Origin of the sequence: Streptomyces sp. NPDC056373, from assembly GCF_042262425.1 — a bacterium.
GTDB lineage: Bacteria > Actinomycetota > Actinomycetes > Streptomycetales > Streptomycetaceae > Streptomyces.
In genome coordinates, this window is the sequence record NZ_JBHJPX010000006.1 from 444,708 (window position 1) to 468,222 (window position 23,515).

Annotated in this window: 19 protein-coding genes; 13 read left to right on the forward strand and 6 right to left on the reverse strand. The window is 72.7% G+C overall.

The features are described 5' to 3' along the window. Nucleotides 1-46: 46 nt before the first annotated feature. Nucleotides 47-1,129, forward strand: coding sequence for a sugar phosphate nucleotidyltransferase (locus tag ACFCXS_RS15745; protein ID WP_376643810.1), 1,083 nt, complete (start codon nucleotides 47-49; stop codon nucleotides 1,127-1,129). A 207-nt stretch (nucleotides 1,130-1,336) separates the two neighbouring features. Here ACFCXS_RS15745 and ACFCXS_RS15750 read toward each other — a convergent pair whose 3' ends face one another. From ACFCXS_RS15750 to ACFCXS_RS15765, 4 genes are all read right to left on the reverse strand, one after another. Next, entirely contained in the window at nucleotides 1,337-2,338 is a 1,002-nt protein-coding gene (locus ACFCXS_RS15750) for a DNA-3-methyladenine glycosylase family protein (RefSeq protein WP_376643811.1), read from the reverse strand. A gap of 62 nt (nucleotides 2,339-2,400) precedes the next feature. Continuing rightward, a complete protein-coding gene (locus ACFCXS_RS15755; protein WP_376643812.1) occupies nucleotides 2,401-3,732 on the reverse strand; it encodes a coenzyme F420-0:L-glutamate ligase in 1,332 nt (443 codons plus the stop codon). Then, nucleotides 3,729-4,688 carry a 2-phospho-L-lactate transferase gene (cofD, locus tag ACFCXS_RS15760; RefSeq protein WP_376643813.1) on the reverse strand — a complete coding sequence of 320 codons (960 nt, stop codon included), beginning with the start codon at nucleotides 4,686-4,688 and terminating at the stop codon, nucleotides 3,729-3,731. Before cofD ends, ACFCXS_RS15755 begins: the two co-directional genes overlap by 4 nt. Before the next feature lie 91 nt (nucleotides 4,689-4,779). Then, a complete protein-coding gene (locus ACFCXS_RS15765; protein WP_376643814.1) occupies nucleotides 4,780-5,286 on the reverse strand; it encodes a cysteine dioxygenase family protein in 507 nt (168 codons plus the stop codon). Nucleotides 5,287-5,944: 658 nt separating this feature from the next. Between ACFCXS_RS15765 and ACFCXS_RS15770 the strand changes: the two genes are divergently transcribed. The 3 genes from ACFCXS_RS15770 to ACFCXS_RS15780 all read left to right on the forward strand — a co-directional run bounded on the left by ACFCXS_RS15770 (nucleotide 5,945) and on the right by ACFCXS_RS15780 (nucleotide 11,644). Beyond that, complete coding sequence (locus ACFCXS_RS15770) at nucleotides 5,945-6,208, forward strand: WhiB family transcriptional regulator (RefSeq protein WP_010034659.1); 264 nt, start codon at nucleotides 5,945-5,947, stop codon at nucleotides 6,206-6,208. Nucleotides 6,209-6,425: 217 nt separating this feature from the next. Further along, the gene (locus tag ACFCXS_RS15775; protein ID WP_376643815.1) at nucleotides 6,426-10,091 is read left to right on the forward strand and encodes a glycosyltransferase; all 3,666 of its coding nucleotides are present in this window, start codon (nucleotides 6,426-6,428) and stop codon (nucleotides 10,089-10,091) included. Continuing rightward, the gene (locus ACFCXS_RS15780; protein WP_376643816.1) at nucleotides 10,088-11,644 is read left to right on the forward strand and encodes a DUF5719 family protein; all 1,557 of its coding nucleotides are present in this window, start codon (nucleotides 10,088-10,090) and stop codon (nucleotides 11,642-11,644) included. The genes ACFCXS_RS15775 and ACFCXS_RS15780 overlap by 4 nt, the downstream gene beginning before the upstream one ends. Nucleotides 11,645-11,765: 121 nt before the next feature. On the opposite strand, the gene ACFCXS_RS15785 is transcribed toward ACFCXS_RS15780, so the two are convergent. After that, nucleotides 11,766-12,221, reverse strand: coding sequence for a metallopeptidase family protein (locus ACFCXS_RS15785; protein ID WP_376643817.1), 456 nt, complete (start codon nucleotides 12,219-12,221; stop codon nucleotides 11,766-11,768). Between the two features lie 295 nt (nucleotides 12,222-12,516). Between ACFCXS_RS15785 and ACFCXS_RS15790 the strand changes: the two genes are divergently transcribed. The 8 genes from ACFCXS_RS15790 (at nucleotide 12,517) to ACFCXS_RS15825 (ending at nucleotide 21,014) form a co-directional block, all read left to right on the forward strand. Beyond that, nucleotides 12,517-12,939 (forward strand): DUF3499 domain-containing protein, encoded by a 423-nt coding sequence (locus ACFCXS_RS15790; RefSeq protein ID WP_376643819.1) that lies wholly within the window; start codon nucleotides 12,517-12,519, stop codon nucleotides 12,937-12,939. A 214-nt stretch (nucleotides 12,940-13,153) separates the two neighbouring features. Continuing rightward, the gene (locus ACFCXS_RS15795) at nucleotides 13,154-14,518 is read left to right on the forward strand and encodes a phosphomannomutase/phosphoglucomutase (protein WP_376643820.1); all 1,365 of its coding nucleotides are present in this window, start codon (nucleotides 13,154-13,156) and stop codon (nucleotides 14,516-14,518) included. A gap of 70 nt (nucleotides 14,519-14,588) precedes the next feature. Further along, on the forward strand, nucleotides 14,589-14,759 hold the full coding sequence (locus ACFCXS_RS15800) for a Trm112 family protein (protein ID WP_376643821.1): 171 nt from the start codon (nucleotides 14,589-14,591) through the stop codon (nucleotides 14,757-14,759). Between the two features lie 168 nt (nucleotides 14,760-14,927). Further along, a complete protein-coding gene (locus ACFCXS_RS15805; protein WP_376643822.1) occupies nucleotides 14,928-16,055 on the forward strand; it encodes an SIS domain-containing protein in 1,128 nt (375 codons plus the stop codon). Nucleotides 16,056-16,109: 54 nt separating this feature from the next. After that, entirely contained in the window at nucleotides 16,110-17,261 is a 1,152-nt protein-coding gene (gene manA, locus ACFCXS_RS15810) for a mannose-6-phosphate isomerase, class I (RefSeq protein WP_376643823.1), read from the forward strand. Nucleotides 17,262-17,413: 152 nt separating this feature from the next. After that, nucleotides 17,414-18,394 (forward strand): cation diffusion facilitator family transporter, encoded by a 981-nt coding sequence (locus ACFCXS_RS15815; protein WP_376643824.1) that lies wholly within the window; start codon nucleotides 17,414-17,416, stop codon nucleotides 18,392-18,394. Between the two features lie 397 nt (nucleotides 18,395-18,791). Beyond that, the gene (gene ahcY, locus ACFCXS_RS15820) at nucleotides 18,792-20,249 is read left to right on the forward strand and encodes an adenosylhomocysteinase (RefSeq protein WP_376643825.1); all 1,458 of its coding nucleotides are present in this window, start codon (nucleotides 18,792-18,794) and stop codon (nucleotides 20,247-20,249) included. Nucleotides 20,250-20,399: 150 nt separating this feature from the next. Continuing rightward, nucleotides 20,400-21,014 carry a hypothetical protein gene (locus ACFCXS_RS15825; protein WP_376643826.1) on the forward strand — a complete coding sequence of 205 codons (615 nt, stop codon included), beginning with the start codon at nucleotides 20,400-20,402 and terminating at the stop codon, nucleotides 21,012-21,014. Nucleotides 21,015-21,057: 43 nt separating this feature from the next. Here the strand turns inward: ACFCXS_RS15825 and ACFCXS_RS15830 are convergent, their stop codons facing one another. Further along, entirely contained in the window at nucleotides 21,058-22,041 is a 984-nt protein-coding gene (locus ACFCXS_RS15830; protein ID WP_376643827.1) for an RDD family protein, read from the reverse strand. A 128-nt stretch (nucleotides 22,042-22,169) separates the two neighbouring features. On the opposite strand from ACFCXS_RS15830, the gene ACFCXS_RS15835 reads away from it, so the two are divergent. Continuing rightward, complete coding sequence (locus ACFCXS_RS15835) at nucleotides 22,170-23,177, forward strand: stage II sporulation protein M (protein WP_376643828.1); 1,008 nt, start codon at nucleotides 22,170-22,172, stop codon at nucleotides 23,175-23,177. Nucleotides 23,178-23,515 lie beyond the last annotated feature (338 nt).

Here is a 23,515-nt window from a genome sequence, read left to right on the forward strand (position 1 = left end):
GCCGAAAGACAGTTCGGCCGGTCCCGGCAGGAAGCAGAGACGACACGTGACTGAAGCGATCCTCCTGGTCGGCGGCAAGGGCACCCGGCTGCGCCCGCTCACGGTGCACACGCCCAAGCCCATGGTCCCGGCGGCCGGGGTGCCCTTCCTCACGCACCAGCTGGCGAGGGCGAGAGCCGCCGGCGTCGAGCACATAGTCCTGGCCACGTCCTACCTGGCCGAGGTCTTCGAACCGTACTTCGGGGACGGCGCCGCGCTCGGACTGCACATCGAGTACGTCACGGAGGAGGAGCCGCTCGGCACGGGCGGAGCCATCCGCAACGTGGCCTCCCGGCTGCACTCCGGCCCCGACGACCCGGTCCTGATCTTCAACGGCGACATCCTGACGGGCCTGGACATCCGGGCCCTGGTCGACACCCACGAGACGTCGGGCGCGGACGTCTCCCTGCACCTCACCAAGGTCACGGACCCGCGTGCCTACGGCCTGGTCCCCACCGACGACACGGGCAGGGTCCTGGCGTTCCTGGAGAAGCCGCAGACCCCCGAGGAGATCGTCACCGACCAGATCAACGCGGGGGCGTACGTCTTCCGCCGCTCGGTCATCGACTCGATCCCGCTGGGCAGGCCGGTATCGGTGGAACGGGAGACCTTCCCCGGCCTCCTCTCGGCCGGCGCGCACCTCCAGGGCATGGTCGACTCGACGTACTGGCTGGACCTGGGCACCCCCGCGGCCTTCGTCCGGGGCTCCGCGGACCTGGTGCTCGGCCGGGCCCCCTCGCCCGCCGTCCCCGGCCGCTGCGGTGACCGCCTGGTTCTGCCCACGGCCCAGGTCGCGTCCGACGCGAAGCTGGCGGGCGGCACGGTGGTGGGAGAGGGCGCCTTCGTCGCCGAGGGCGCGCGGATCTTCGGCAGCACGATCCTGCCGGGCGCGGTCATCGAGCCGGGCGCGGTCATCACCGACTCCCTGATCGGCACCCGCGCCCGCGTGGGCCGCCGCTCGGTCCTCACCGGCACGGTCATAGGAGACGGCGCGGTGATCGGCCCCGACAACGAACTCCTGGAGGGCGCCCGCATATGGTGCGACGCCCGCATCCCGGCGGGCGCGGTCCGCTTCTCATCGGACCAGTAGGACACGGGCCGCCCCCGCTGCGGGCATGCGTGCCGCCCCCGCTGCGGGCATGCGTGCCGCTAGGGGCGATGGGGGTCCCTCCTGCTCGAGCGAAGCCGAGAGCTTGGGGGAGGGTGGGCGCAGCGGCACCCCGCTACGCCGGGCTGCGAAACCCCCCGCCCCAGCCCCCACGCCGAGCACCGGAACCCGGCAGTTCACAACCGCCCGCTACAACTGCCCGATGTCCCACCGCGGCATCTTCGGCGCCCTCCGGGCCGGCACCCTCCCGCTCAGCAGAATCAACCGAGCCGCCCGATGCCGCTGCCCCGCATACGGCTCCAGCAGCTCCAGCATCGCCGCGTCGTCCGCATCCCGGTCCCCGGCCAGCGCCCACCCCACGATCCCGGGCAGATGCAGATCCCCCACCGTCACCTCGTCCGCCGCACCGTGACTGCGCTGCACCGTCTCCGCGGAGGTCCACGGCCCGACCCCCGGCACCAGCTCCAGCCGCGCCCGAGCCGCCCCGGGCTCCATCCCCACCGCCTGCTCCAGCCGCGCGGCGACCCGCACGGCACGCAGGATCGTCGACGCCCGCTTGTTGTCGACCCCGGCCCGGTGCCACTCCCACGACGGGATCAGCGCCCACGTCCGCGGCTCCGGCATCACGTACATCCGCGCGGGCGCGGGCCCCGGCGCCGGCTCCCCGAACTTCCGCACCAGCAGCCGCCACGCCCGGTACGCCTCGTCGGTCGTGACCTTCTGTTCCAGGATCGACGGGATCAGCGACTCCAGCACGAGCCCGCTCCGCGTCAGCCGCAGCCCCGGCCGCCGGTGCCGGGCCGACGCCAGCAGCCGGTGCCGCGGCACGAACGCCGACGGATCGTCCGCCGCCCCGAGCAAGGCGGGCAACCCCTCCAGGAGCCACTGCGCCCCGGGCCCCCAGGCCTCCCCGCGCACTCCACCGCCGTACGCGCACACCCTCAGCGTCCCGGGCCCGGCCGGAGTCAGACAGGTGCGCCACACGGACCCGTCCGGTGTCGCCCGGAACGTCGGATCGCCGGGCCCGCGCCGCAACGGCCCGAGCACCAGACCGAGATCCAGCGGCCCGTCCGGCACCCACTCCCGCACCAGCCCCGGTCCCGTCGCCTGCCGCGGCACACCCGGGGGCACGGCGACCTGCCCACCGCGCACAGTCGTACGAGTGGGTCGCGGAGCGAACCGTCCTGCCATGAATGACGTCCCTGGGATCCGAAAGGAGCAGCCCTACGAGCGTAGGCGCCGCCCGGCACCTGTCACCGCACCGCGATGAACGCCGCCGCGTCCCGCCCGGGACGGGGCCGCGGTTCCTCCGCCGGATGCCCGACCGCCACCGCCCCCATCGGGTCCCAGTCCGCCGGCAGCTCCAGCACCTCGCGCACCACGTCCCGGCAGAACATCGTCGACGACACCCAGGCCGACCCCAGCCGCTCCCCGGCCAGCGCGACCAGGAGGTTCTGCACACCGGCACCGGTGGCGACCACGAACATCTCCCGCTCGGCACCGTCCCTGCGCGGGTCGCCGTAGGTGTGCGAACCGTCCATGACCAGGCAGGGGACGACGAGGTAGGGCGCGTTGCGCAGCACGTCCCCGCGCCGGACCCGCTTGGCGATGGACTCCTCGCTCTTGCCGTCCCGCCGCAGGTCGGCGATCCAGGCGTCCCGCATGGCGTCGAGCAGTCGCGTCCGCGACTCCTGCGACTCCAGCAGCACGAACCGCCAGGGTGTCGTGTGGTGCGGGGCCGGCGCCGTCACGGCGGCGGCCACGGCCCGCCGTACGGCACCCCCGTCGACGGGCTCGTCCGTGAAGGACCGGACCGTGCGCCGCTGTGTCACGGCCTGCCGGACGGCTTCGGAGGTACCGAGGCGGAACATGTCGTCGCGTGCGCCGCGGACCATGGCCCGCGCTCCCTCGCCGTCGTCGCCCCGCGCGACCAGATGCGGGAGCCCGCGCACCACCGCGACGGGCAGCCCCGAGGCCTTGCCCTTGACGAGATCGCCGGCGGCGGCGAGTTCGTCGGCCGTGGCGACGACGGTGGCGCTGAGCGGGTTGCCGTACGCGTCCGTGCCGCCGCGCAGGTCGTCGAGCACGCGCACTCCGGCGGCGCCGATCGCGACGTCCGTGAGCCCGGAGCGCCAGGGCCGGCCGAACGTGTCGGTGACGACGACCCCGACGTCGACGCCGAGGGCCTCGCGCAGTCCGTCCCGGACGGCGCGGGCGGAGGCGTCCGGGTCCTCGGGAAGCAACAGCACCGTCCCGGAGGGGGTGTTGGACGCGTCGACCCCGGCCGCGGCCATGACCAGGCCCTGCCGGTTCTCCACGATCCGCAGGGCGCCGCGCCGGGCCACCACCCGGACCGTCTCCGCGTCGATCGCCGCCTCCCGGTCGGTGGCCCGGACGATCCGGCCCTCCGCCTTGGACACGATCTTCGAGGTGACGAGCAGCACGTCTCCGTCGGCCAGGCCGGGCTCGGCGGCAGCGATCAGCTTCGCCAGGTCGTCCCCGGCCGTGATCTCGGGCAGCCCGCCCAGGGCCCACACCCGGTACCCGGCGGCAGCCGGCTCCGCGCCGGTGACCTCACCGCTCACGCTCCCCGCACCTCCTCGGCCAGCGCCAGCGCCTCCTGGGCCATCCGCGCGGTCGCGTCGGCGTCGCTCATCATCAGCGGTACGGCCCGGCAGCGGATCCCGGCCGCCTCGACCCGCTCCACCGCCCCGGCGTCCACCGAGTCGACGAGCCAGCCGTCCAGCAGGCCCGAGCCGTAGTGCTCGGCCACCGCCGTGGCGGTCGACTCGACACCCACGGCGGCCAGCACCTTGTCGGCCATGCCCCGCACGGGCGCGTCACCGACGATGGGGGAGAGGCCGACGACCGGCACCCCGGCGTCGGCGATCGCCTCCCGGATGCCGGGCACGGCGAGGATCGTGCCGATCGACACGACCGGGTTGGACGGCGGGAAGAGGATCACGTCCGCCTCGCCGATGGCCTCCAGGACGCCCGGGGCGGGCTTCGCCTGGTCGGCGCCCACCGGCACGACGGCCCGGGCGGGCACCGAGGCGCGCAGCCGCACCCAGTACTCCTGGAAGTGGATCGCCTTGGTCTCGCCGTCGATCTCGACGGCCACATGGGTCTCGACACGGTCGTCGGACATGGGCAGGAGCCGCACACCCGGCTTCCAGCGGTCGCACAGCGCCTGCGTCACCGCGCTCAGCGGGTATCCGGCGGCGATCATCTGCGTCCGCACGATGTGCGTGGCGAAGTCCCGGTCGCCCAGGCCGAACCATTCGGGCCCGACGCCGTAGGCCGCGAGCTCCTCCTTGAGGTGGAAGGTCTCGTCGGTACGCCCCCAGCCCTGCTCCTCGTTGATGCCGTCGCCGAGCGTGTACATCACCGTGTCGAGGTCCGGGCAGACCTTCAGCCCGAAGAGGTGGATGTCGTCCCCGGTGTTGCCGATGACCGTGATGTCCGCGTCCGGGACGGCCCGCTTCAGACCACGCAGGAACCGGGCACCGCCGATGCCGCCTGCCAGAACCACAATGCGCATGGAAACAGTGTGTCAGCCGTCAGGCCGACTCGTTGAGGGGTGGCGACCGGGCGACGGGTGGGACAGTCTCGCAGGCCCCTGCGACAACCGGTCAGGCAGTCACCACGCCCGGTACGCTCCGGGCTTCGCAGTGCTGCGCGGTGTGCATGGGCATCTCGGTGAGGCCCGGGTAGTACACGTGCAGGCTCACCGCCGGCTCCAGCGCGTCGTTGACGACCTCGTGCACGTACCCCGGCGCGAACACGCGCTGCGCGCCCGCCCGCAACGCGCGCGTGCCCCGCTCCGTGCGCTCGGTCAGCGTGCCGTCCAGGACGGTCAGCACGCCGGAGGAGCGGCCGTGGTCGTGCAGTCCGCTGCCCTGTCCCGGGACCCAGGACAGCAGCCACACCTCGTAGCCCGGGCCGGTGCGCAGCCGGTGGTACCAGCGGCCGGCGGCGTCGTAGCGGACGAGGTGCTCCCACGTGGAGCGGTCCTCGGCGAGGGAGCGGGCCAGCCCGGCGAACTCGGCGACGGTGGCCGGGTGCTCGCGCGGGGTCTGGAGGAGGTGGGTGACTTCGAGGATGTCGCCGGCGATCTGGAGGTCGCTGTCGCTGTTCATGGGGTGCGTGGTTCCTCAGTGAAAGAAGGTCAGAGGGAACGGGAGCCGAGAGACGGGTGGCTCGGCCTCCAGCTGGAGCAGGTGTGGCTCAACAGCTGGAACAGCAACAGCTACAGCGAGCGCGGGCAGCACCGTGGGACCCGGCGGTGCGGGTCGAGGTGAGCGCCAAGTTCGCGAGCATGCCCACAAGGACACCGGTTCACACCTTCACTGTCAACTCGACACCCGGTATGTGGGACGTGGTTCACCTCATCCGGTCGATCGCTCAGATGAAAGGTTTGTTCATGCGCCGTCCGGGACACATGGCGTCCATCCGGGACGCACAAACCCCGTTGCGCACTTGTGATCCGACTGTGATCCGTTTCGCTTCGACGTGCGCGTCGGAACGAGATCGAACTCCTGGGCGTCCTTGTTCGTACAGGGCTGCGTGGGGTCCGGCGGAAGAGGTGAGCCCTCGCGGGCTCTTTCGGTGTGTCAGGTTTTATGGTGATTTGAACACTTTCCGCACGGGCTTGGTTCCGCAGAGTGAATAAGGGGCTCAATAGCAGATCTCGGCTTGACTCGCCCGGAGCAGCACACTTGTAATTTCACTCGTGTCGTTCAGCCGGAATCGGTAACGGCTAGATCACGGGGACGCGAAGACAGACGAGGGGCGCACATGACCGAGACGGTGCAGCAACTGCTGGTCGACGACGCGGACGAGGAACTCGGCTGGCAGGAGCGCGCGCTGTGCGCCCAGACCGACCCCGAGTCCTTCTTCCCCGAGAAGGGCGGCTCGACCAGGGAGGCCAAGAAGGTCTGCCTCGCCTGCGAGGTCCGCTCCGAGTGCCTCGAGTACGCCCTCGCCAACGACGAGAGATTCGGCATCTGGGGCGGCCTGTCCGAGCGGGAGCGCCGCCGGCTGAAGAAGGCGGCCGTCTGACCCCTCACCCCTCTGCGTGAACGGCCCGTCGCCCGTGGGTCATCCACAGGCGGCGGGCCGTTCGGCCGCCCGCCTCCCGGCCACCGCCCCTCAACGAGGCGCTGCGCCGCCGCCCCTGCTGGACTGCCGATAGTGTGGTCGCTCGTCCGAGACGCCCCGCCGCCCCCACCGGGCGCAGGCGTCCACCGCAGTCCACCGAACCGGGGCCCGTACCTCGATGTCCGTGCACAGCCACCCGGCAGCTCCTCACGACGCCGCTGCCGCACCTGAGTTCCCGCGCCATGTGGTGACCGCGGTCCTCGTCTCCCACGACGGCGCCCGCTGGCTGCCCGACGCGCTCGCCGGTCTCCTCGGCCAGGAGCGCCCCGTCCAGTACGCGACGGGGGCCGACACCGGCAGCTCGGACGCCTCCGCGCAACTGGTCACCGACACGCTCGGCGCCGACCGGGTGCTGCACCTCGCCCGCCGCACCGGCTTCGGCCAGGCCGTCGAGGAGTGCGCCCGCACCGCCCCGGTCCTCACCCCGGACGAGCTGCCCTATCTCAAGCGCCCCAGCGGCTGGGACCCGGTCACGCGCTCGTGGCGCGACGACGCCTACGACCTGCCCGACCTCCCGCACGGCGAGCCGGTGCAGTGGCTGTGGCTGCTGCACGACGACTGCGCCCCGGCCCCGGACGCCCTGGCCCAGCTGCTGCGGGTCGTGGACAACGAGTACGAACTGGGCCGCGAGGACGTGGCCGTCGTGGGCCCCAAGCTCCGCGGCTGGTACGACCGGCGGCAGCTGCTGGAGGTCGGCGTCTCCATCGCCAACTCCGGCCGCCGCTGGACCGGCCTGGACCGGCGCGAGCAGGACCAGGGCCAGCACGACCACGTCCGGCCCGTGCTGTCGGTGTCCACCGCCGGCATGCTCGTGCGCCGCGACGTCTTCGAGCAGCTCGGCGGATTCGACCGCCACCTGCCCCTCATGCGCGACGACGTCGACCTGTGCTGGCGCGCGCACGCGGCGGGATACCGGGTCCTGGTCGCCCCCGAGGCGGTCGTCCGGCACGCCGAGGCGTCCAGCCGCGAGCGCCGCACGGTCGACTGCGTCGGCCGCACCGCCGCCTCCCCGCACAAGGTCGACAAGGCCGGCGCCGTCTACACCCTGCTCGTCAACTCGCGTACGGCCGTGCTCCCCTGGGTGCTGTTGCGGATCGTGCTCGGCACCCTGCTGCGCACCGTGGCCTACCTCGTGGGCAAGGTCCCCGGACAGGCCGTCGACGAGATCCGCGGCCTGCTGGGCACACTGCTCCGGCCCGAGCGGATCCTGGCCGGGCGGCGCGGCAGAGGCGCGCCCCGGATCGACAAGGGGGAGCTGCGGGCGCTGTTCCCGCCGCCCGGCGCGACCGTCCGCGTCACCGTCGAGCAGGTCGCGGGCAGCCTCGTGGGCCGCTCCGACCCGGAGGTCGCGGCCGGCGCCGGACGGCACGGCAGCGCCGTCGAGTCGGGCCCCGGCGGCGACGACGCCGACTTCCTGGAGATCGAGCAGTTCGCCCGGCTCAAGCGCATCGCGCGCAAGCCCGGCCCGGTGCTCTTCCTCGTACTGCTGCTCGTCTCCCTGGTCGCCTGCCGCCAGCTCCTCGGCGGCGGCGCGCTCGCGGGCGGCGCCCTGCTGCCCGCCCCGGCCGACTCCGCCGAGCTGTGGTCGCGCTACCTGGACGCCTGGCACCCGGTCGGCGCCGGCGGCACCTCGTCGGCACCCCCGTACATCGCGCTCGTGGCGATGCTGGCGTCCCTGCTGTTCGGCTCGACCGGCCTCGCCGTCACCGTCCTGCTGGTCTGCTCGGTGCCGCTGGCCGGCGTCACCGCCTACTTCGCGTCCCGCCCGCTCGTCGAGTCCCGGCTGCTGCGCGCCTGGGCGGCCGTCGTCTACGCCTTCCTGCCCGCCGCCACCGGCGCCCTCGCCGGCGGCCGCATCGGCACCGCCGTCCTGGCCGCGCTGCTGCCGCTCATCGCCCGCGCGGGCGTCGCGGCCGCCGGCCTGACCAACTCCGCCGGGACCCGCGGCAGCTGGCGCGCCACCTGGGCGTACGCACTGCTGCTGACCGTCACCACCGCCTTCACACCGATCGTGTGGCCCATCGCGCTGCTCCTCGGCATCGCACTGCTCGCCCTGCGCCGGAGCGACATCACGGCCTACGGGCTGCGGTTCCTCGCCCAGCTCGGCACACCCCTGCTGATCCTCGCCCCCTGGTCGCTGACGCTGCTCCCGTTCGGCTTCCTGAAGGAAGCGGGCCTCGCGTACGGCCCCTCGGCCGCGTCCGCCCTCGACCTGCTGGGCGCCAGCCCGGGCGGCCCGGGCACCGTCAGCGGCCTCATGCTCATCGGCATCGTGCCGGCCGCCCTCGCCGCCCTGCTGCGCTCGGAACGCCAGTCGGGCATCTGGACGGCCTGGGCGGTCGCCCTGACCGGCCTCGTCTTCGCGGTCCTGTCCAACAACTCCGCCTGGGCCGGACCGGCGACCCTCGTCTACGGCATCGCCCTCCTTGCGGCTGCGGCGCTGGGCGCCGACGGGGCACGCGCGCGGGTGGCCGAGCAGAGCTTCGGCTGGCGCCAGCCGGTCGCCGTGCTGATCGCCTTCGCCTCGGCCGCGGGCCCCCTGCTCATCGCCGCCGGCTGGATGATCCGCGGCGCCGACAACCCCGTGGAGCGACGCGACCCGACCCAGGTCCCGGCGTTCGTGGCCGAGGAGAGCGGCACCCGCGACCAGGCCCGCACCCTCGTCCTCGACAGCGACTCCGGCGCCCACGTCGGCTACATGCTGGTCCGCGGCTCCGGAGCCCGCCTCGGCGACGGCGAGATCGCCGCGGCCGACGGCGAGAACAGCGGGCTCGACAAGGTCGTCGCCAACCTGGTCGCGGGCTCCGGCGCCGACCAGGCCGACCAGCTCGGCGGCTTCGCCGTGCGCTACATCCTGGTCCACCAGGGCGCGCCCCGCGAGGTCACCCGCGTCCTGGACGCCACGCCCGGCCTGACCCGGCTCAGCCAGCAGGACGGCGGCGCACTGTGGCGCGTCAACCGGGAAGTCGCGCGCGCCACCATCGACCCCGCCTCCGGCGCCGGGACCCCACAGCCCGTCGCCGCCGGGCCCGTCGACATCCACACCACGATCCCGGCCGGCGCCGACGGACGCGTGCTGCGCCTCGCCGACTCCGCCTCCGACGGCTGGACCGCCACGCTCGACGGCAAGCCGCTGACCCCCACCACGGTCGACGGCTGGGCCCAGGGCTTCCGGCTCCCCGCCACCGGCGGCACGCTGGACGTCACCTACGACGACCCGATCGGACACACGGCCTGGCTGTGGGCCCAGGGCCTCCTCGCGGTCGTCCTCGTGGTGCTCGCCCTGCCGGGCCGCCGCCGCGACGTCGACGACGACCTCCCCGACGAGCCGGCGGCTCCGGCCGAGGCCGTCACCGGCGAGGGCCGCCGGGCCCGCCGCCTGCGTGCCCAGGCGGAGGCAGAGTCCGAAGAGGCCGCGGCCCCCGAGGAGTTCGAGCCCCCGCAGCCCCAGCAACCGCCGGCGGCAGTGCCCCAGCAGCAGAACTACGGCCAGTGGGACAACGCCGGCTACCAGAACGGCGCGTACACGGGCTACGGCGACCAGTACCAGAACGCCCCGTACCCCGCGGACCCCTACGGCCAGCAGTACCAGGCCGACCCGTACCAGGGCGGCCAGTACGACCCCTACGCCTACGGCGGCCAGGGTCAGACCCCGTCCTACGATCAGCAGGGCTACGACCAGGCCTACGACCAGGGCCAGGGCTACGGCACGCCGTACGACCCCGCGCAGCAGCACCACCCCCACGGCACGGGTGGCGAGCGTCCCGACGGGAGCCAGCAGTGAACCGCACCACCCTGTCCCTGATCGCCGGCACGACCGCGCTCGCCGCCGTCACCGGTTTCGCCGCGCTCTCCGCTCCGGACGACGCCCGGGACCCCGGCACCGCCAAGGCGGCCGCCCAACTGCCCGTGGAGCGCACGAGCCTGCTGTGCCCGGCGCCCAGCACGTCCGACCTCGCCGAGACGTCCTACACCTCCTTCACGCCCGTCACGAAGGGCACCGGGAGCGGCGGCAAGGCCGAACTGCGGGCGGCCACCGAGGAGTCCGCGGACACCCCGCCCGGCGACAAGGGCACGGGTGACGGCAAGTCCGGCGGCAAGGACGGTGGCAAGGACGGCGGGAAGTCCGGCAAGGGCAAGCCCGAGAAGCCCGTACTGACTCCCGAGAAGCCCGGCAAGCCGGTCACCGGCGACAGCTCCGGCGGTGACGCGCCCGCGCTCGTCGGGACCGCGGACGGCGGCTTCGCGCCCGGCTGGACCGTCCAGGAGACAACCGAGGTCGCCGCGGGCACCGGGCGCGGCCTGCAGGGCGTCAACTGCACCGCCCCGGACACCGACTTCTGGTTCCCCGGTGCCAGCACGGCAGCCGACCGCACCGACTACGTCCACCTGACGAACCCGGACGACTCGGCCGCCGTGGTCGACATCGAGCTCTACGGCAAGGACGGCGCCCTGAAGTCCACGGTGGGGGAGGGCATCACGGTCCCGCCGCACGCCGCCGAGCCGGTCCTGCTGTCCACCCTGACCGACGAGCGGCAGACCGACCTCACCGTGCACGTCAACGTCCGCAGCGGACGCGTCGGCGCCGCCGTGCAGGCCCTGGACGACAAGCTCGGCGGCGACTGGCTGCCCGCGTCCACGGACCCGTCGGGCAGCCTGGTCCTGCCCGGCATCCCCAAGGACGCCACCTCCGTGCGCCTGGTCGCCTTCACCCCCGGCGACGCCGACGCGGACCTCAAGGTGCGCCTCGCCTCCCCCTCCGGGCTGATCACCCCGGCCGGACACGAGACCGTGCACGTCAAGGGCGGCATGACGACCGCCGCCGACCTGGGCGACGTCACCCGCGGCGAGGCGGGCTCCCTGGTGCTGACCCCGACGGACCGCTCCGTGCCGGTCGTGGCGGCCCTGCGGGTCGTGCGTGGCAAGGGCGACAAGCAGGAGACGGCGTTCATCCCCGCCACCCGCCCCGTGGGCACACGCGCGACGTCCGCGGACAACAGCGGCAAGGGCAGCACTCTGTCCCTGACGGCCCCCGGCGCCGCCGCCACGGTCAAGGTCACCGCCTCGGCCGGCAGCGAGGGCGGCACACCGGTGTCGAAGACGTACACGATCAAGGCCGGCACGACCCAGGACATCGAGCCCCCGGTCCCCGGCGGCCTGAAGGGCACCTACGCGCTCACGGTCGAGCCTGTCTCCGGAGGCCCGGTCTACGGGGCCCGCACCCTGGCGGCGAACGAGGACGGCGTCCCCGCCTTCACGGTGCAGACCCTGCCGGACGACCGGGGCACGGTGGCCGTACCGGAGGCGGACGAGGACCTGTCGGTGCTCCAGAAGTAGGCCGGCCGTCTCAGCCCTGGTGGGCCGGCCGTCTCAGCCGTCGCAGCCCGGCCGTGTCCGAAGTTGGCCGGCCGCCCCCAGCCAGGCAGGCTTGCCGTCTCGGCTCCAGCAGGCCGGCCTCTCAGCCCTGGTCCTCGCCGTATCGCGGGTCCACCGTCTCCGGAGTCAGCCCGAGGAGCTCGGCGACCTGCTCGACGACGACCTCGTGCACCAGCGCCGCCCGCTCGTCGCGCCCCTTGGTGCGGATCTCGACCGGCCGCCGGTAGACGACCACGCGCGCGGGGCGGTCCTCGCGCGCGCTGATCGTGCCGCCGAGCGGCACCGCCTCGTCGTTCCACGCCTGGCCGGGCCCGTCGAGCCGCGGCACCTCCAGGACCAGGAAGTCGATGTCGGCGAGTTGCGGCCACCGCCGCTCCAGACGCTCCACGGAGTCCTGCACCAGATCGGCGAACGCCTCCGCGCGGCTCGCGGCGAGCGGCACCTGCGGCGGTGCGATCGGGCCGCGCATGCCCCGTCCGTGACGATCACGACGGCGGGGCCCTGGGGCGGCGGCACGGGGCGATACGGGCTTGTCCATCACTGGTGAAGGGTAGTCCCCGCCGTGCCCCCGTGCCCGGCACCGCACGACGGCAGGGGCGCCTTCCGGCCGCCACCGTGCGCCATGTCGTTACATGACGATTCAAGCCAAGGTTGGGCTCAAATCCGTATCCCGTCGAGAGCGGCGCCCTCACGGTATTTGAGGGTTTTGTGATGACTCTTGATCGCCTGCGGGGTTGATCTCCACCTCGGACGCCGAGGTCCTGGCAGGTCAGAAGGGTGCGCCCGAAGGGGGGTGTGCGGCGTTTCACAGCACGACACGGGGGAGTGACCTGGTGGAGAGTCGTCGCGGCCCGCTCAAGAGTGCGGTACCGTCCAACGTCGTGAGCCCTGTACGTCGCTGTTCGCGCACCGCCTGCGGCCGTCCCGCCGTCGCGACGCTGACGTACGTCTACGCCGACTCGACCGCGGTCCTCGGCCCGCTCGCCACCTACGCCGAACCCCACTGCTACGACCTGTGCGCCGAGCACTCCGAGCGCCTCACCGCCCCGCGCGGCTGGGAGGTCGTCCGGCTCCTCGACGGTTCGGCCCCGGCCCGCCCCAGCGGTGACGACCTGGAAGCGCTCGCCAACGCGGTGCGCGAGGCGGCCCGTCCGCAGGAGCGTGCGGCCGAGGCCGGCGGCGCGGGCCGCGGTGCAGACCCGAGAGAGGTCGCGCGACGCGGCCACCTGCGGGTCCTGCGATCGCCCGACAGCTGACCCCGCCCCCCTCAGCTCCTCACGCGCGACCCCGTCGAGCGGACCCGGCTGTGATGAGCGCGACCGTGGCCGGCCCCCGCACCCCCGCCCCGACTGAAGTGCTGCCCTGACCTGAGGGTTACGGCTGGGAGTCCTCTTGGCATCCGCCCGGCGCTTCGTCGGTGGGCGAGGGTAGTTTGGGCGGACCGACAGTACTTTTTCAGGAAGGTTGGCCGTGGCTGCTGATCTGTCGCAGGTCGTGAAGGCGTACGACGTACGCGGGGTCGTCCCCGACCAGTGGGACGAGTCCCTGGCCGAGCTCTTCGGAGCGGCCTTCGTGCGGGTCACCGGCGCGAGCGCCATCACGACCGGACACGACATGCGGCCCTCCTCCCCGGGCCTGTCGCGGGCCTTCGCACGCGGGGCGGCAGCCCTGGGCGCCGACGTGACGGAGATCGGCCTCTGCTCGACGGACCAGCTGTACTACGCCTCGGGCGCGCTGAACCTGCCGGGCGCCATGTTCACCGCCTCCCACAACCCGGCGCAGTACAACGGCATCAAGATGTGCCGCTCGGGCGCCGCGCCCGTCGGCCAGGACACCGGCCTGGCGGAGATCCGTGAACTGGTCGAGGGCTGGAGCGAGTCGGGCGCCCCGGAGCCGGCCGCGAAGGCGGGCACCGTCACCGGCCGCGACACGCTGTCGGACTACGCGGCCCACCTGCGCTCCCTGGTCGACCTGACGTCCATCCGCCCCCTGAAGGTCGTCGTCGACGCGGGCAACGGCATGGGCGGGCACACCGTCCCCGAGGTCTTCGCCGGCCTGCCCCTGACCCTGGTGCCGATGTACTTCGAGCTCGACGGCACCTTCCCCAATCACGAGGCCAACCCCCTCGACCCGGCCAACCTCGTCGACCTGCAGAAGCGTGTCCGCGAGGAGGGCGCCGACCTGGGCCTCGCCTTCGACGGCGACGCGGACCGCTGCTTCGTCGTCGACGAGCGCGGCGAGCCGGTCTCCCCGTCGGCGATCACCGCCCTGGTCGCCTCCCGCGAACTGGCCCGGCACGGCGGCAAGGGCACGATCATCCACAACCTGATCACGTCCTGGTCGGTGCCCGAGGTCGTCGAGGAGAACGGCGGCAGCCCGGTCCGCACACGCGTGGGCCACTCCTTCATCAAGGCCGAGATGGCCCGCACCGGCGCGATCTTCGGCGGCGAGCACTCCGCGCACTACTACTTCCGCGACTTCTGGAACGCCGACACCGGCATGCTCGCCGCCCTGCACGTCCTGGCGGCCCTGGGCGGCCAGGACGGCCCCCTGTCCGCCCTCGTGGCCCAGTACGACCGCTACGCCGGCTCCGGCGAGATCAACTCCACGGTCGCCGACCAGCAGGCCAGCCTCGCCGCCATCCGTTCCGCATACGGGAGCCGCGAGGGCGTCACCCTCGACGAGCTCGACGGCCTCACCGTCTCCGGCGCCGACTGGTGGTTCAACGTCCGACCGTCCAACACGGAGCCACTGCTGCGCCTGAACGCGGAGGCGAGGGACGCCGGCACGATGGCCCGGGTGCGGGACGAGGTGCTGGGGATCATCAGAGGCTGAGGCCCCACCCCCACCGGCGGTAACCTGACCAGGCACGACCCGAGCGCACGCATCCCCGGAGGAACCCCTTATGCCCCTCGAATCCGGCCTCCTCGAGATCCTCGCCTGCCCGGCCTGCCACTCCCCCCTCAGGGAGCAGGACGCCGAGCTGATCTGCACCGACGCCGGCTGCGGCCTGGCCTACCCCGTCCGCGACGGCATCCCCGTGCTGCTCGTCGACGAGGCCCGCCGCCCCGCGTGAGCGCCGGGGTGCGCCCGGATGCCGGCTCCGGCACCGCACACGGCGGCTGCCGACCGGGCAACCGCCTTCACACGCACCCGAGCGACACCCGGTGCACATGACCCCCGGCTCAGCGGGCACGATCCAGGACACCCTCACAACGGACCCCGGCGATGGGAAATGCCGCCCATGCTCGACGAATCGCTGCTCGACTCTCCGGAGGGCCTCGCCGAGGCCGACCACCGCGGGCTGCTCCGCGGCGCCGCGGAAGCCGGCGCCCGCGTGCGCACGGCCGCCCGCCATGCCGCGGAAGCCGGCGTCAACGACCTCAAGCCGGACGGCCGCCCCCGCGCGGTCCTCATCGCCGGCCCGGGTGCCGCCGCCACCCACGCCGCCGACCTCATCGGCACGCTGGCCGGCGCAGGCAGCCCGGTCACCCGCCTCGCTCCCACCGGCGTCGCCCCCGCCGCGGGAGCCCTGCGGTGGGAACTGCCCGGCTGGACCGGCTCCGTGGACCTCCTGCTGATCACCACCCCCGACGGCACCGAACCCGGACTGTCGCTGCTCGCCGAGCAGGCGTACCGCAGGGGCTGCACCGTCGTCGCCGTGGCCCCTGCCCGCACCCCGCTCGCCGAGGCGGTCGCCGGTGCGCACGGCCTGTTCGTCCCCGTGGCGACCGCCCCGTACGACCAGGACGAGCCCCTGGCCGCGTCCGCCCCCGGCGTCCTGTGGGCCCTGCTCACCCCGCTGCTGGCACTCCTGGACCGCACCGGCGTGCTCGACGCCCCGCCGGACGCCCTCGGCAAGGTCGCCGACCGGCTCGACCTCGTCGCCGAACGCTGCGGCCCGGCCATCGCCACCTACAGCAACGCCGCCAAGACCCTGGCCGCCGAACTGGCCGACGCGCTCCCCGTCGTCTGGACCGAAGGCACCTCGGCAGGGCCCGCGGGCCGCCGCTTCGCCGCCGCCCTCGCCGAGCTGTCCGGCACCCCCGCCGTCGTCGCCGAACTCCCCGAGGCGCTCGCCGCCCACGGTGCCCTGCTCGCCGGCCCCCTGGCCGCCAGCGCCGACCCCGACGACTTCTTCCGCGACCGCGTCGAGGAGCCACCCGCCCTGCACGCGCGCGTGGTGCTGCTGCGCGACCGCCCCATCGGCGGCCTCACCGCCGCACCCGGCGCCCGCGACCTCGCCCTGAGCCACGACACACCGATCAGCGAGCTCGAACCGGAAGCCGGCGGCGAACTGGAGACCCTCGCCGAACTGATCGCCATCACGGATTTCGCCGCCGTTTACCTGGCGCTCGCTTCGAGGGCCTGATCTTGCCCGGGACACCCTGACGCGCCCGCCCCCGCACCACGCAGAGAGAACCCCATGGACCGCCTCGACAACACCGTCCGCCCCTACGCCTGGGGCTCCCCGACCGCCATCCCGCAGCTGCTCGGCGTCGAACCGACCGGCGAACCGCAGGCGGAGATGTGGATGGGCGCCCACCCGGGCGCGCCCTCGCGCACCGGCCGGGGCACGCTCGTCGAGGTCCTCGACGCCGACCCCGAGAAGGAACTCGGGCCCGCCGCCGTCGCCAGGTTCGGCCCCCGGCTGCCCTTCCTCCTCAAGATCCTCGCCGCGGGCGCCCCGCTGTCCCTCCAGGTCCACCCCGACCTCGCCCAGGCGCAGGAGGGCTACGCCGACGAGGAGCGACGGGGCATCCCCCTGGACGCCCCGCACCGCAACTACAAGGACGCCAACCACAAGCCCGAACTGATCTGCGCCCTCACCGAGTTCGACGGCCTGTGCGGCTTCCGCGCCCCCCTGGCCGCAGCGGCTCTCCTCGACGACCTCGGAGTCGACTCCCTCAAGCCCTACGTCGACCTGCTCCACGCCCACCCCGAGGACGCCGCCCTGCGCGAGGTCCTCACGGCGATCCTCACCGCCGACCCCGACGAGATGTCCCGCACGGTCGCGGAGGCCGCGACCGCCTGCACCCGCCTCGGCGGCGCCTACGCCCCCTACGCCGACATCGCCCACCACTACCCGGGCGACCCCGGCGTTCTCGCCGCGATGCTGCTGAACCACGTCCGGCTCCAGCCGGGCGAGGCCCTCTACCTCGGCGCCGGCGTCCCGCACGCCTACCTGAACGGCCTCGGCGTGGAGATCATGGCCAACTCCGACAACGTCCTGCGCTGCGGCCTCACCCCCAAGCACGTCGACGTCCCCGAACTCCTGCGCATCGTCCGCTTCCTCCCCAGCGACCCCGGCGTCCTGCGGCCCGAGGCCACCCCGGACGGCGAGGAGGTCTACGAGACCCCCATCGACGAGTTCCGCCTGTCCCGCTACGTCCTCCCCGAGGCGGGCGCCACCCACGACCTCACCCGCCCGACCCCGCAGATCCTGCTCTGCACGGCCGGCACCGTCCGGGCCGGCGAGCACGACCTCACCCCCGGCGCGTCCGTCTTCGTCCCCGCCGGCGAAAAGGCCGAAGTATCCGGAACGGGAACGCTTTTCCGGGCCACCGTCGTCGCCTGACCGTTTCGAGAACCCCGTGCTGGTGACCTGACTCACCGCTGTCACGGCGGGCTGCAACAATGGCCCACCGTCAAGCACGGGCAAAGCCACGGGCGCGCACCAAGGCGGTCGCCCGGGCCCTGGAACGGCGTACGAAGGGACAACGCGGACATATGAGCGCGTCAGGCGGTACCAAGGCGATCGTGGCGGCATTGGGCGCCAACCTCGCGATCGCGGTGGCGAAGTTCGTGGCGTTCCTCTTCAGCGGCTCGTCGTCGATGCTCGCAGAGTCCGTGCACTCCGTCGCCGACTCCGGCAACCAGGCACTGCTCCTGGTCGGCGGCAAGAAGGCCAAGCGCGAGGCCACCCCCGAACACCCCTTCGGCTACGGCCGCGAGCGCTACATCTACGCCTTCCTCGTCTCCATCGTGCTCTTCTCGCTCGGCGGCATGTTCGCCCTCTACGAGGGCTACGAGAAGATCAAGCACCCGCACGAGCTGACGCACTGGTACTGGCCCGTCGGCGTCCTGGTCTTCGCGATCATCGCCGAGGGCTTCTCCTTCCGCACGGCCATCAAGGAGTCCAACACCCTCCGCGGCCACCGCTCGTGGAAGGACTTCATCCGCCACGCCAAGGCCCCCGAGCTGCCGGTCGTCCTCCTGGAGGACTTCGGCGCCCTCGTCGGCCTGGTCCTCGCGCTCGGCGGCGTCGGCCTCGCCCTGCTGACCGGCGAGAGCGTCTGGGACGGCATCGGCACCCTCTGCATCGGCGTCCTGCTCGTCCTGATCGCGCTGGTCCTCGCCGCCGAGACCAAGTCCCTGCTGCTCGGCGAGTCCGCCGGCGCCGAGGAGACCCGCAAGATCGAGGCCGCCATCGTGGACGGTGACACGGTCACCCGCATCATCCACATGCGCACGCTCCACCTCGGCCCCGAGGAACTCCTCGTCGCCGCCAAGATCGCCGTCCAGCACGACGACACGGCCACCGAGATCGCCACCGCCATCGACGCCGCCGAGGCCCGCATCCGCGACGCCGTCCCGATCGCCCGCGTGATCTACCTCGAGCCGGACATCTACAGCGAGAAGGAAGCGGCCAAGGGCCCCGACCCCGAGGCCTCCCCGGGCGGCCCCGCCCCCCACCCCGCCGAGCACTGACCCTCCCTCTCCGGCCCACGGGGCCCGCCGAACCACTCGGCGGGCCCCGTCCCGCTTCCCGGCCCCGCCACCTGGCTCGTCGTCCCGCTTCCCGGCCCCGTCACGCAGTTCGTGCCGCCCGGTCCGTCCTCCGGTCCGTCACATGATCGGCTCGATGTGTTCGCCCACGGACTGGGGATCGCGCCCGCGCCCGGTGTAGCTTGGGACGGAGCCAGACGTCGCTGCTGATGGCGGTCGGGCGGTCCTGAAGCGGACCGGCCGAGGGAGAGAGGGCCTCCGACGGACTGCGCTGCGCGTACGCGGGCATGCCTGTGTCCTCTTTCGGGCACCCCTGTGTCCGCCGCCGCGCAGACCAGCCGTACCCACCCTCGACCCACACCCCGAGGAGCAGCTCGCAATGACGACTGTCGAGAACCGACAGGACTTCAAGGTCGCCGACCTCTCCCTGGCCGAGTTCGGCCGCAAGGAGATCACCCTCGCCGAGCACGAGATGCCGGGCCTGATGGCGATCCGCAAGGAGTACGCCGACGCACAGCCCCTGGCCGGCGCCCGTGTCACCGGCTCCCTGCACATGACGGTGCAGACCGCCGTGCTCATCGAGACGCTGGTCGCCCTGGGCGCGCAGGTCCGCTGGGCGTCCTGCAACATCTTCTCCACCCAGGACCACGCGGCCGCCGCCATCGCCGTCGGCCCGAACGGCACGCCCGACAACCCGCAGGGTGTGCCGGTCTTCGCCTGGAAGGGCGAGACCCTCCAGGAGTACTGGTGGTGCACGGAGCAGGCGCTGACCTGGCCGGACAGCCCCACCGGCGGCCCCAACATGATCCTGGACGACGGTGGTGACGCCACCCTCCTGGTCCACAAGGGCGTGGAGTACGAGAAGGACGGCAAGGCCCCCTCGCCCGACACGGCCGAGTCCGACGAGCACCGCGTCATCCTGGAGCTGCTGAACCGCACCCTGGGCGAGGACCCCCAGAAGTGGACCCAGCTCTCCTCGGAGATCCGCGGTGTCACCGAGGAGACCACGACCGGTGTCCACCGCCTGTACGAGATGCAGCGCGACGGTGTCCTGCTGTTCCCGGCGATCAACGTCAACGACGCCGTCACCAAGTCGAAGTTCGACAACAAGTACGGCTGCCGCCACTCCCTGATCGACGGCATCAACCGCGCCACCGACGTCCTCATCGGCGGCAAGACCGCGGTCGTCTTCGGCTACGGCGACGTGGGCAAGGGCTGCGCGGAGTCCCTGCGCGGCCAGGGCGCCCGGGTGATCGTCACCGAGATCGACCCGATCTGCGCCCTGCAGGCCGCGATGGACGGCTACCAGGTCGCCACCCTCGACGACGTCGTCGACAAGGCCGACATCTTCATCACCACGACCGGCAACAAGGACATCATCATGGCCGCGGACATGGCCAAGATGAAGCACCAGGCGATCGTCGGCAACATCGGCCACTTCGACAACGAGATCGACATGGCCGGCCTCGCGAAGATCCCCGGCATCGTCAAGGACGAGGTCAAGCCCCAGGTCCACACCTGGACCTTCCCCGACGGCAAGGTGATCATCGTCCTGTCCGAGGGCCGCCTGCTGAACCTGGGCAACGCCACCGGCCACCCCTCGTTCGTGATGTCCAACTCCTTCGCGGACCAGACCCTGGCCCAGATCGAGCTGTTCACCAAGCCCGACGAGTACCCGACCGGTGTCTACGTGCTGCCCAAGCACCTCGACGAGAAGGTCGCCCGCCTCCACCTCGACGCGCTCGGCGTGAAGCTGACGACGCTCCGCCCGGAGCAGGCCGAGTACATCGGCGTGAAGGTAGAGGGCCCGTTCAAGCCGGACCACTACCGCTACTGAGCCGATATCGCCACTGAGCCGAGCAGCACCGCTGCCGGCCGGCCGGTAACCGGTCAGATCCCCGAGGCAGGCCCCCGCACCCCCGTGCCGGGGGCCTGCTCCGTTCGCCCGGCCGGCGACCGGCCCAGCCCGTCAGGACCCAGGACTCCCATGCCCCGCGGCCGCTATTCGCTCCACGATCCGCACGATCACACCCCCCTCGCGGACGAACACTTCCAATGCGCCCCCGGCCCCTCCGGCTGGCGCTACGTCTCCCAGCTCACCACCCCCGCAGGCGATCACCACGGCTCCGTCGACCTCACCCTCGACGAACTGGGCCGACCCATCCGCCTGGAACTCCACGCCGCCGCCTGGCAGGTCCGTGGCGCAGCCCTCGACGGCGTCACCTGGGTCCGCACCGACCCCACCGGGACCGAGGCCACCGAAGGCAATGTCCGCGCCCACGCCTTCACCGGCACATCCCCGGCCTTCCTCGTCGCCACCGCCCGCCTCCTGCGCCTCACCCCCTCCTCAGCGGCCACCCGCGTACGCCTCGTCGCCTTCACGGACCCGGTCCTCGCCCCCCGCACCCTGGACCAGTCCTGGACCTTGCTGAGAAGCGAAGCACACGCCACTGACAACGGCCCCCTGACCGTGGACGAATACCAGGTCACAGCCCTGGACACAGGTGAGCAGCACGCCGTGCACATCGCCGGGGACGTGGTGCTCGCGGCCCCCGGCATCGAGCTCGAAGACCTGGAATCACCGCCGTCGGTGTTCACCTGAGCGGGCAGCCGCGTTCCGCCGGCGCCGCCTGCCCCGCCCCGCCCTAGGCCGGAGGCACGAACCCGGTGCGAGGCTGCTCGCCGGCCGGAACCGCCGGTGGCACCGCCGGCTTTGCGAGCCGCTCCCCGTCGGACGGCTCGACCACCTCGGGCACCACCCCGGGCACAGCCCCCGCCGGGGGTCGGAATCCGGGAGTGGCGCCGTCCACGGCAGCATCGGCCGCGGCGACCGGGGCGGCGGGCGCCGGGGCGGCGGTGGACTTCGCCGCCAGGGCCGCCTCGTTCCCGAAAGCCCGCCGGGCCTCCCGCGCCTGCCGTTCCTGCACGACCGCCGCCAGATACGCGGCCGGCGGCACACCGTGGGGCACCGGAGCCCCCGTACGCTCCGCCAGATCCGCCGCCAGCCGCTCCGCCATCGACCGGCCCACCTGCGGATCCAGCTGCTGCATGCGCGTCAGGTACTGCCGGACGGCGAGCCACAACCCGTCGGGCACCGCCGACAGATCGAGCCCCGCGAACCGCCCGGACAGCCAGGGCGGAGGAGGCGGCACGAAACCGGTCCGCGTGACCGGAATCCGCTCCCGCACGACGAGCGTCCCCGCGAACACGTCTCCCAGCCGCCGCCCGCGCGCCGACACGAACGAGGCGATACAGGCGACGATCCCGAAGGTCATGAGGATCTCGATCACCCCGATCAAGCCCCTCACCAGCGCATGCCGGAACCGGATGGGGCCTCCGTCGTCCCGCACCACCCGCAGACCGCACGCCATCTTCCCGAGCGACCGCCCGTGACTGAGGGTCTCGACCGCGATCGGCCCACCCACCAGCACGAGAACGAAGGACGCGATGGACAACGCCGTCTGCGCCGCCTCGTCGAGGGAGGCCGTGGAGGTGACCAGCACGATGGTCACCGCGACGTAGACCGCCATGGCCGCCATCAGATCGAGCAGCACGGCCAGCGCCCTGCTGGGCAGCCTCGCGGGGCGCAGCTCCAACGCCACAGCCTCGCCCGTCACCAGCTCACTCACGCCCGCCGTCCTTCCCCTGCCCTGCCCCCGACAGGGCCAGTCTGCCAAGCTGAGGGCGCATCGCACCGTAGTACGACAAGCTGATCCACGACGAGCCTCCGACGACCAGCCGAGGAGCAGGCACACCGATGGACCTCGACGTCTTCGTCTCCGCCCACCGAGCGGAGTGGGACCGCCTCGAAGCCCTCCTCCGCCGCCGGCGCCGCCTCGACGGCGCTGAGGCCGACGAACTCGTCACCCTCTACCAGCGCACCGCGACGCACCTCTCCCTGATCCAGTCCAGCGCCCCCGACCCGCAGCTGACCGGCCGGCTCAGTCAACTCGTGGCACGCGCGCGCAGTGCCGTGACAGGCACCCGCCGCGCCTCCTGGCGGGACGTCACCCGCTTCCTCGCCCACGGTTTCCCCGCCGCCGTCTACAAGGCACGGCACTGGTGGGTGCCCACCGCTCTCCTGTCCACGGCCGTCGCCGCCCTTCTGGGCTGGTGGATCGGCACCCACCCCGAGGTACAGGGCTCGATCGCGGCTCCCGGTGAACTGCGCGAGCTCACCCGCCCCGGCGGTCAGTACGAGACGTACTACTCCAGCCATCCGGCCGCCAGCTTCGCCGCCCAGGTCTGGACGAACAACGCCTGGGCAGCCGCCCTGTGCCTCATCCTCGGGGTCTTCCTCGGACTCCCGGTCCTCTGGATCCTCTTCCAGAACATGCTGAATCTCGGTGTCGGCGTCGGCCTGATGTCCTCGGCCGGCCGCCTCGACACGTTCCTCGGGCTGGTACTCCCGCACGGCCTCCTGGAGCTGACCGCCGTCTTCGTCGCAGCCGGCACGGGCCTGCGCCTCGGCTGGACACTCATCGACCCCGGTCCGCGGACACGGCGCACGGCGCTCGCGGAGGAAGGCCGCGCGGCCATAGGCATGGCCATAGGCCTGGCCCTCGTCCTCTTCGTCTCGGGCGCCATCGAAGGCTTCGTCACCCCGTCGGGCCTCCCCACCTGGACCCGCATAGCCATCGGCGTCGTCGCCGAAGCGGCCTTCCTGGCTTACGTCTACGTCCTGGGCGGCCGGGCCGCCCGCGCGGGAGAGACCGGAGACGTCGAGGCGGCGGAACGCAGCGCGACCGTCCCGACAGCCGCCTGATCGTCCCGCCGACCGCCGGATGTGCGACCACGTCCGTTCAACTGCTAGTCTCCTCTTCGCCCCACAGGAGCCGTTGACACGGCAAGTGCGGGGAGGTAGATTCGAACAGTTGCCTGGAGATGGGCTCTAGTCCCAGACCGGCCACAGTGAACATCTATCTGCTTCTTGAAACGTTGCTTTCATTGAAGCCTCTCCCGATGAATCGGAAACGAGCGGCCGGTCAGACCGGCCAAAAACTTCTGATAAAGTCGGAACCGCCGGAAAGGGAAACGCGGAAGCGGGAACCTGGAAAGCACCGAGGAAATCGGGTCGGAAAGATCTGATAGAGTCGGAAACGC

Bases quoted from the DNA above. Each gene is read 5' to 3' on its own strand.
- ACFCXS_RS15750 (WP_376643811.1), bottom strand. From the start codon at position 2,338: ATGGCAGGACGGTTCGCTCCGCGACCCACTCGTACGACTGTGCGCGGT.
- ACFCXS_RS15770 (WP_010034659.1), top strand. From the start codon at position 5,945: ATGACCGAGACGGTGCAGCAACTGCTGGTCGACGACGCGGACGAGGAA.
- ACFCXS_RS15785 (WP_376643817.1), bottom strand. From the start codon at position 12,221: ATGGACAAGCCCGTATCGCCCCGTGCCGCCGCCCCAGGGCCCCGCCGT.
- ACFCXS_RS15765 (WP_376643814.1), bottom strand. From the start codon at position 5,286: ATGAACAGCGACAGCGACCTCCAGATCGCCGGCGACATCCTCGAAGTC.
- ACFCXS_RS15815 (WP_376643824.1), top strand. From the start codon at position 17,414: ATGAGCGCGTCAGGCGGTACCAAGGCGATCGTGGCGGCATTGGGCGCC.
- ACFCXS_RS15805 (WP_376643822.1), top strand. From the start codon at position 14,928: ATGCTCGACGAATCGCTGCTCGACTCTCCGGAGGGCCTCGCCGAGGCC.
- ACFCXS_RS15835 (WP_376643828.1), top strand. From the start codon at position 22,170: ATGGACCTCGACGTCTTCGTCTCCGCCCACCGAGCGGAGTGGGACCGC.
- manA (WP_376643823.1), top strand. From the start codon at position 16,110: ATGGACCGCCTCGACAACACCGTCCGCCCCTACGCCTGGGGCTCCCCG.
- ACFCXS_RS15800 (WP_376643821.1), top strand. From the start codon at position 14,589: ATGCCCCTCGAATCCGGCCTCCTCGAGATCCTCGCCTGCCCGGCCTGC.
- ACFCXS_RS15775 (WP_376643815.1), top strand. From the start codon at position 6,426: ATGTCCGTGCACAGCCACCCGGCAGCTCCTCACGACGCCGCTGCCGCA.
- ahcY (WP_376643825.1), top strand. From the start codon at position 18,792: ATGACGACTGTCGAGAACCGACAGGACTTCAAGGTCGCCGACCTCTCC.
- cofD (WP_376643813.1), bottom strand. From the start codon at position 4,688: ATGCGCATTGTGGTTCTGGCAGGCGGCATCGGCGGTGCCCGGTTCCTG.
- ACFCXS_RS15825 (WP_376643826.1), top strand. From the start codon at position 20,400: ATGCCCCGCGGCCGCTATTCGCTCCACGATCCGCACGATCACACCCCC.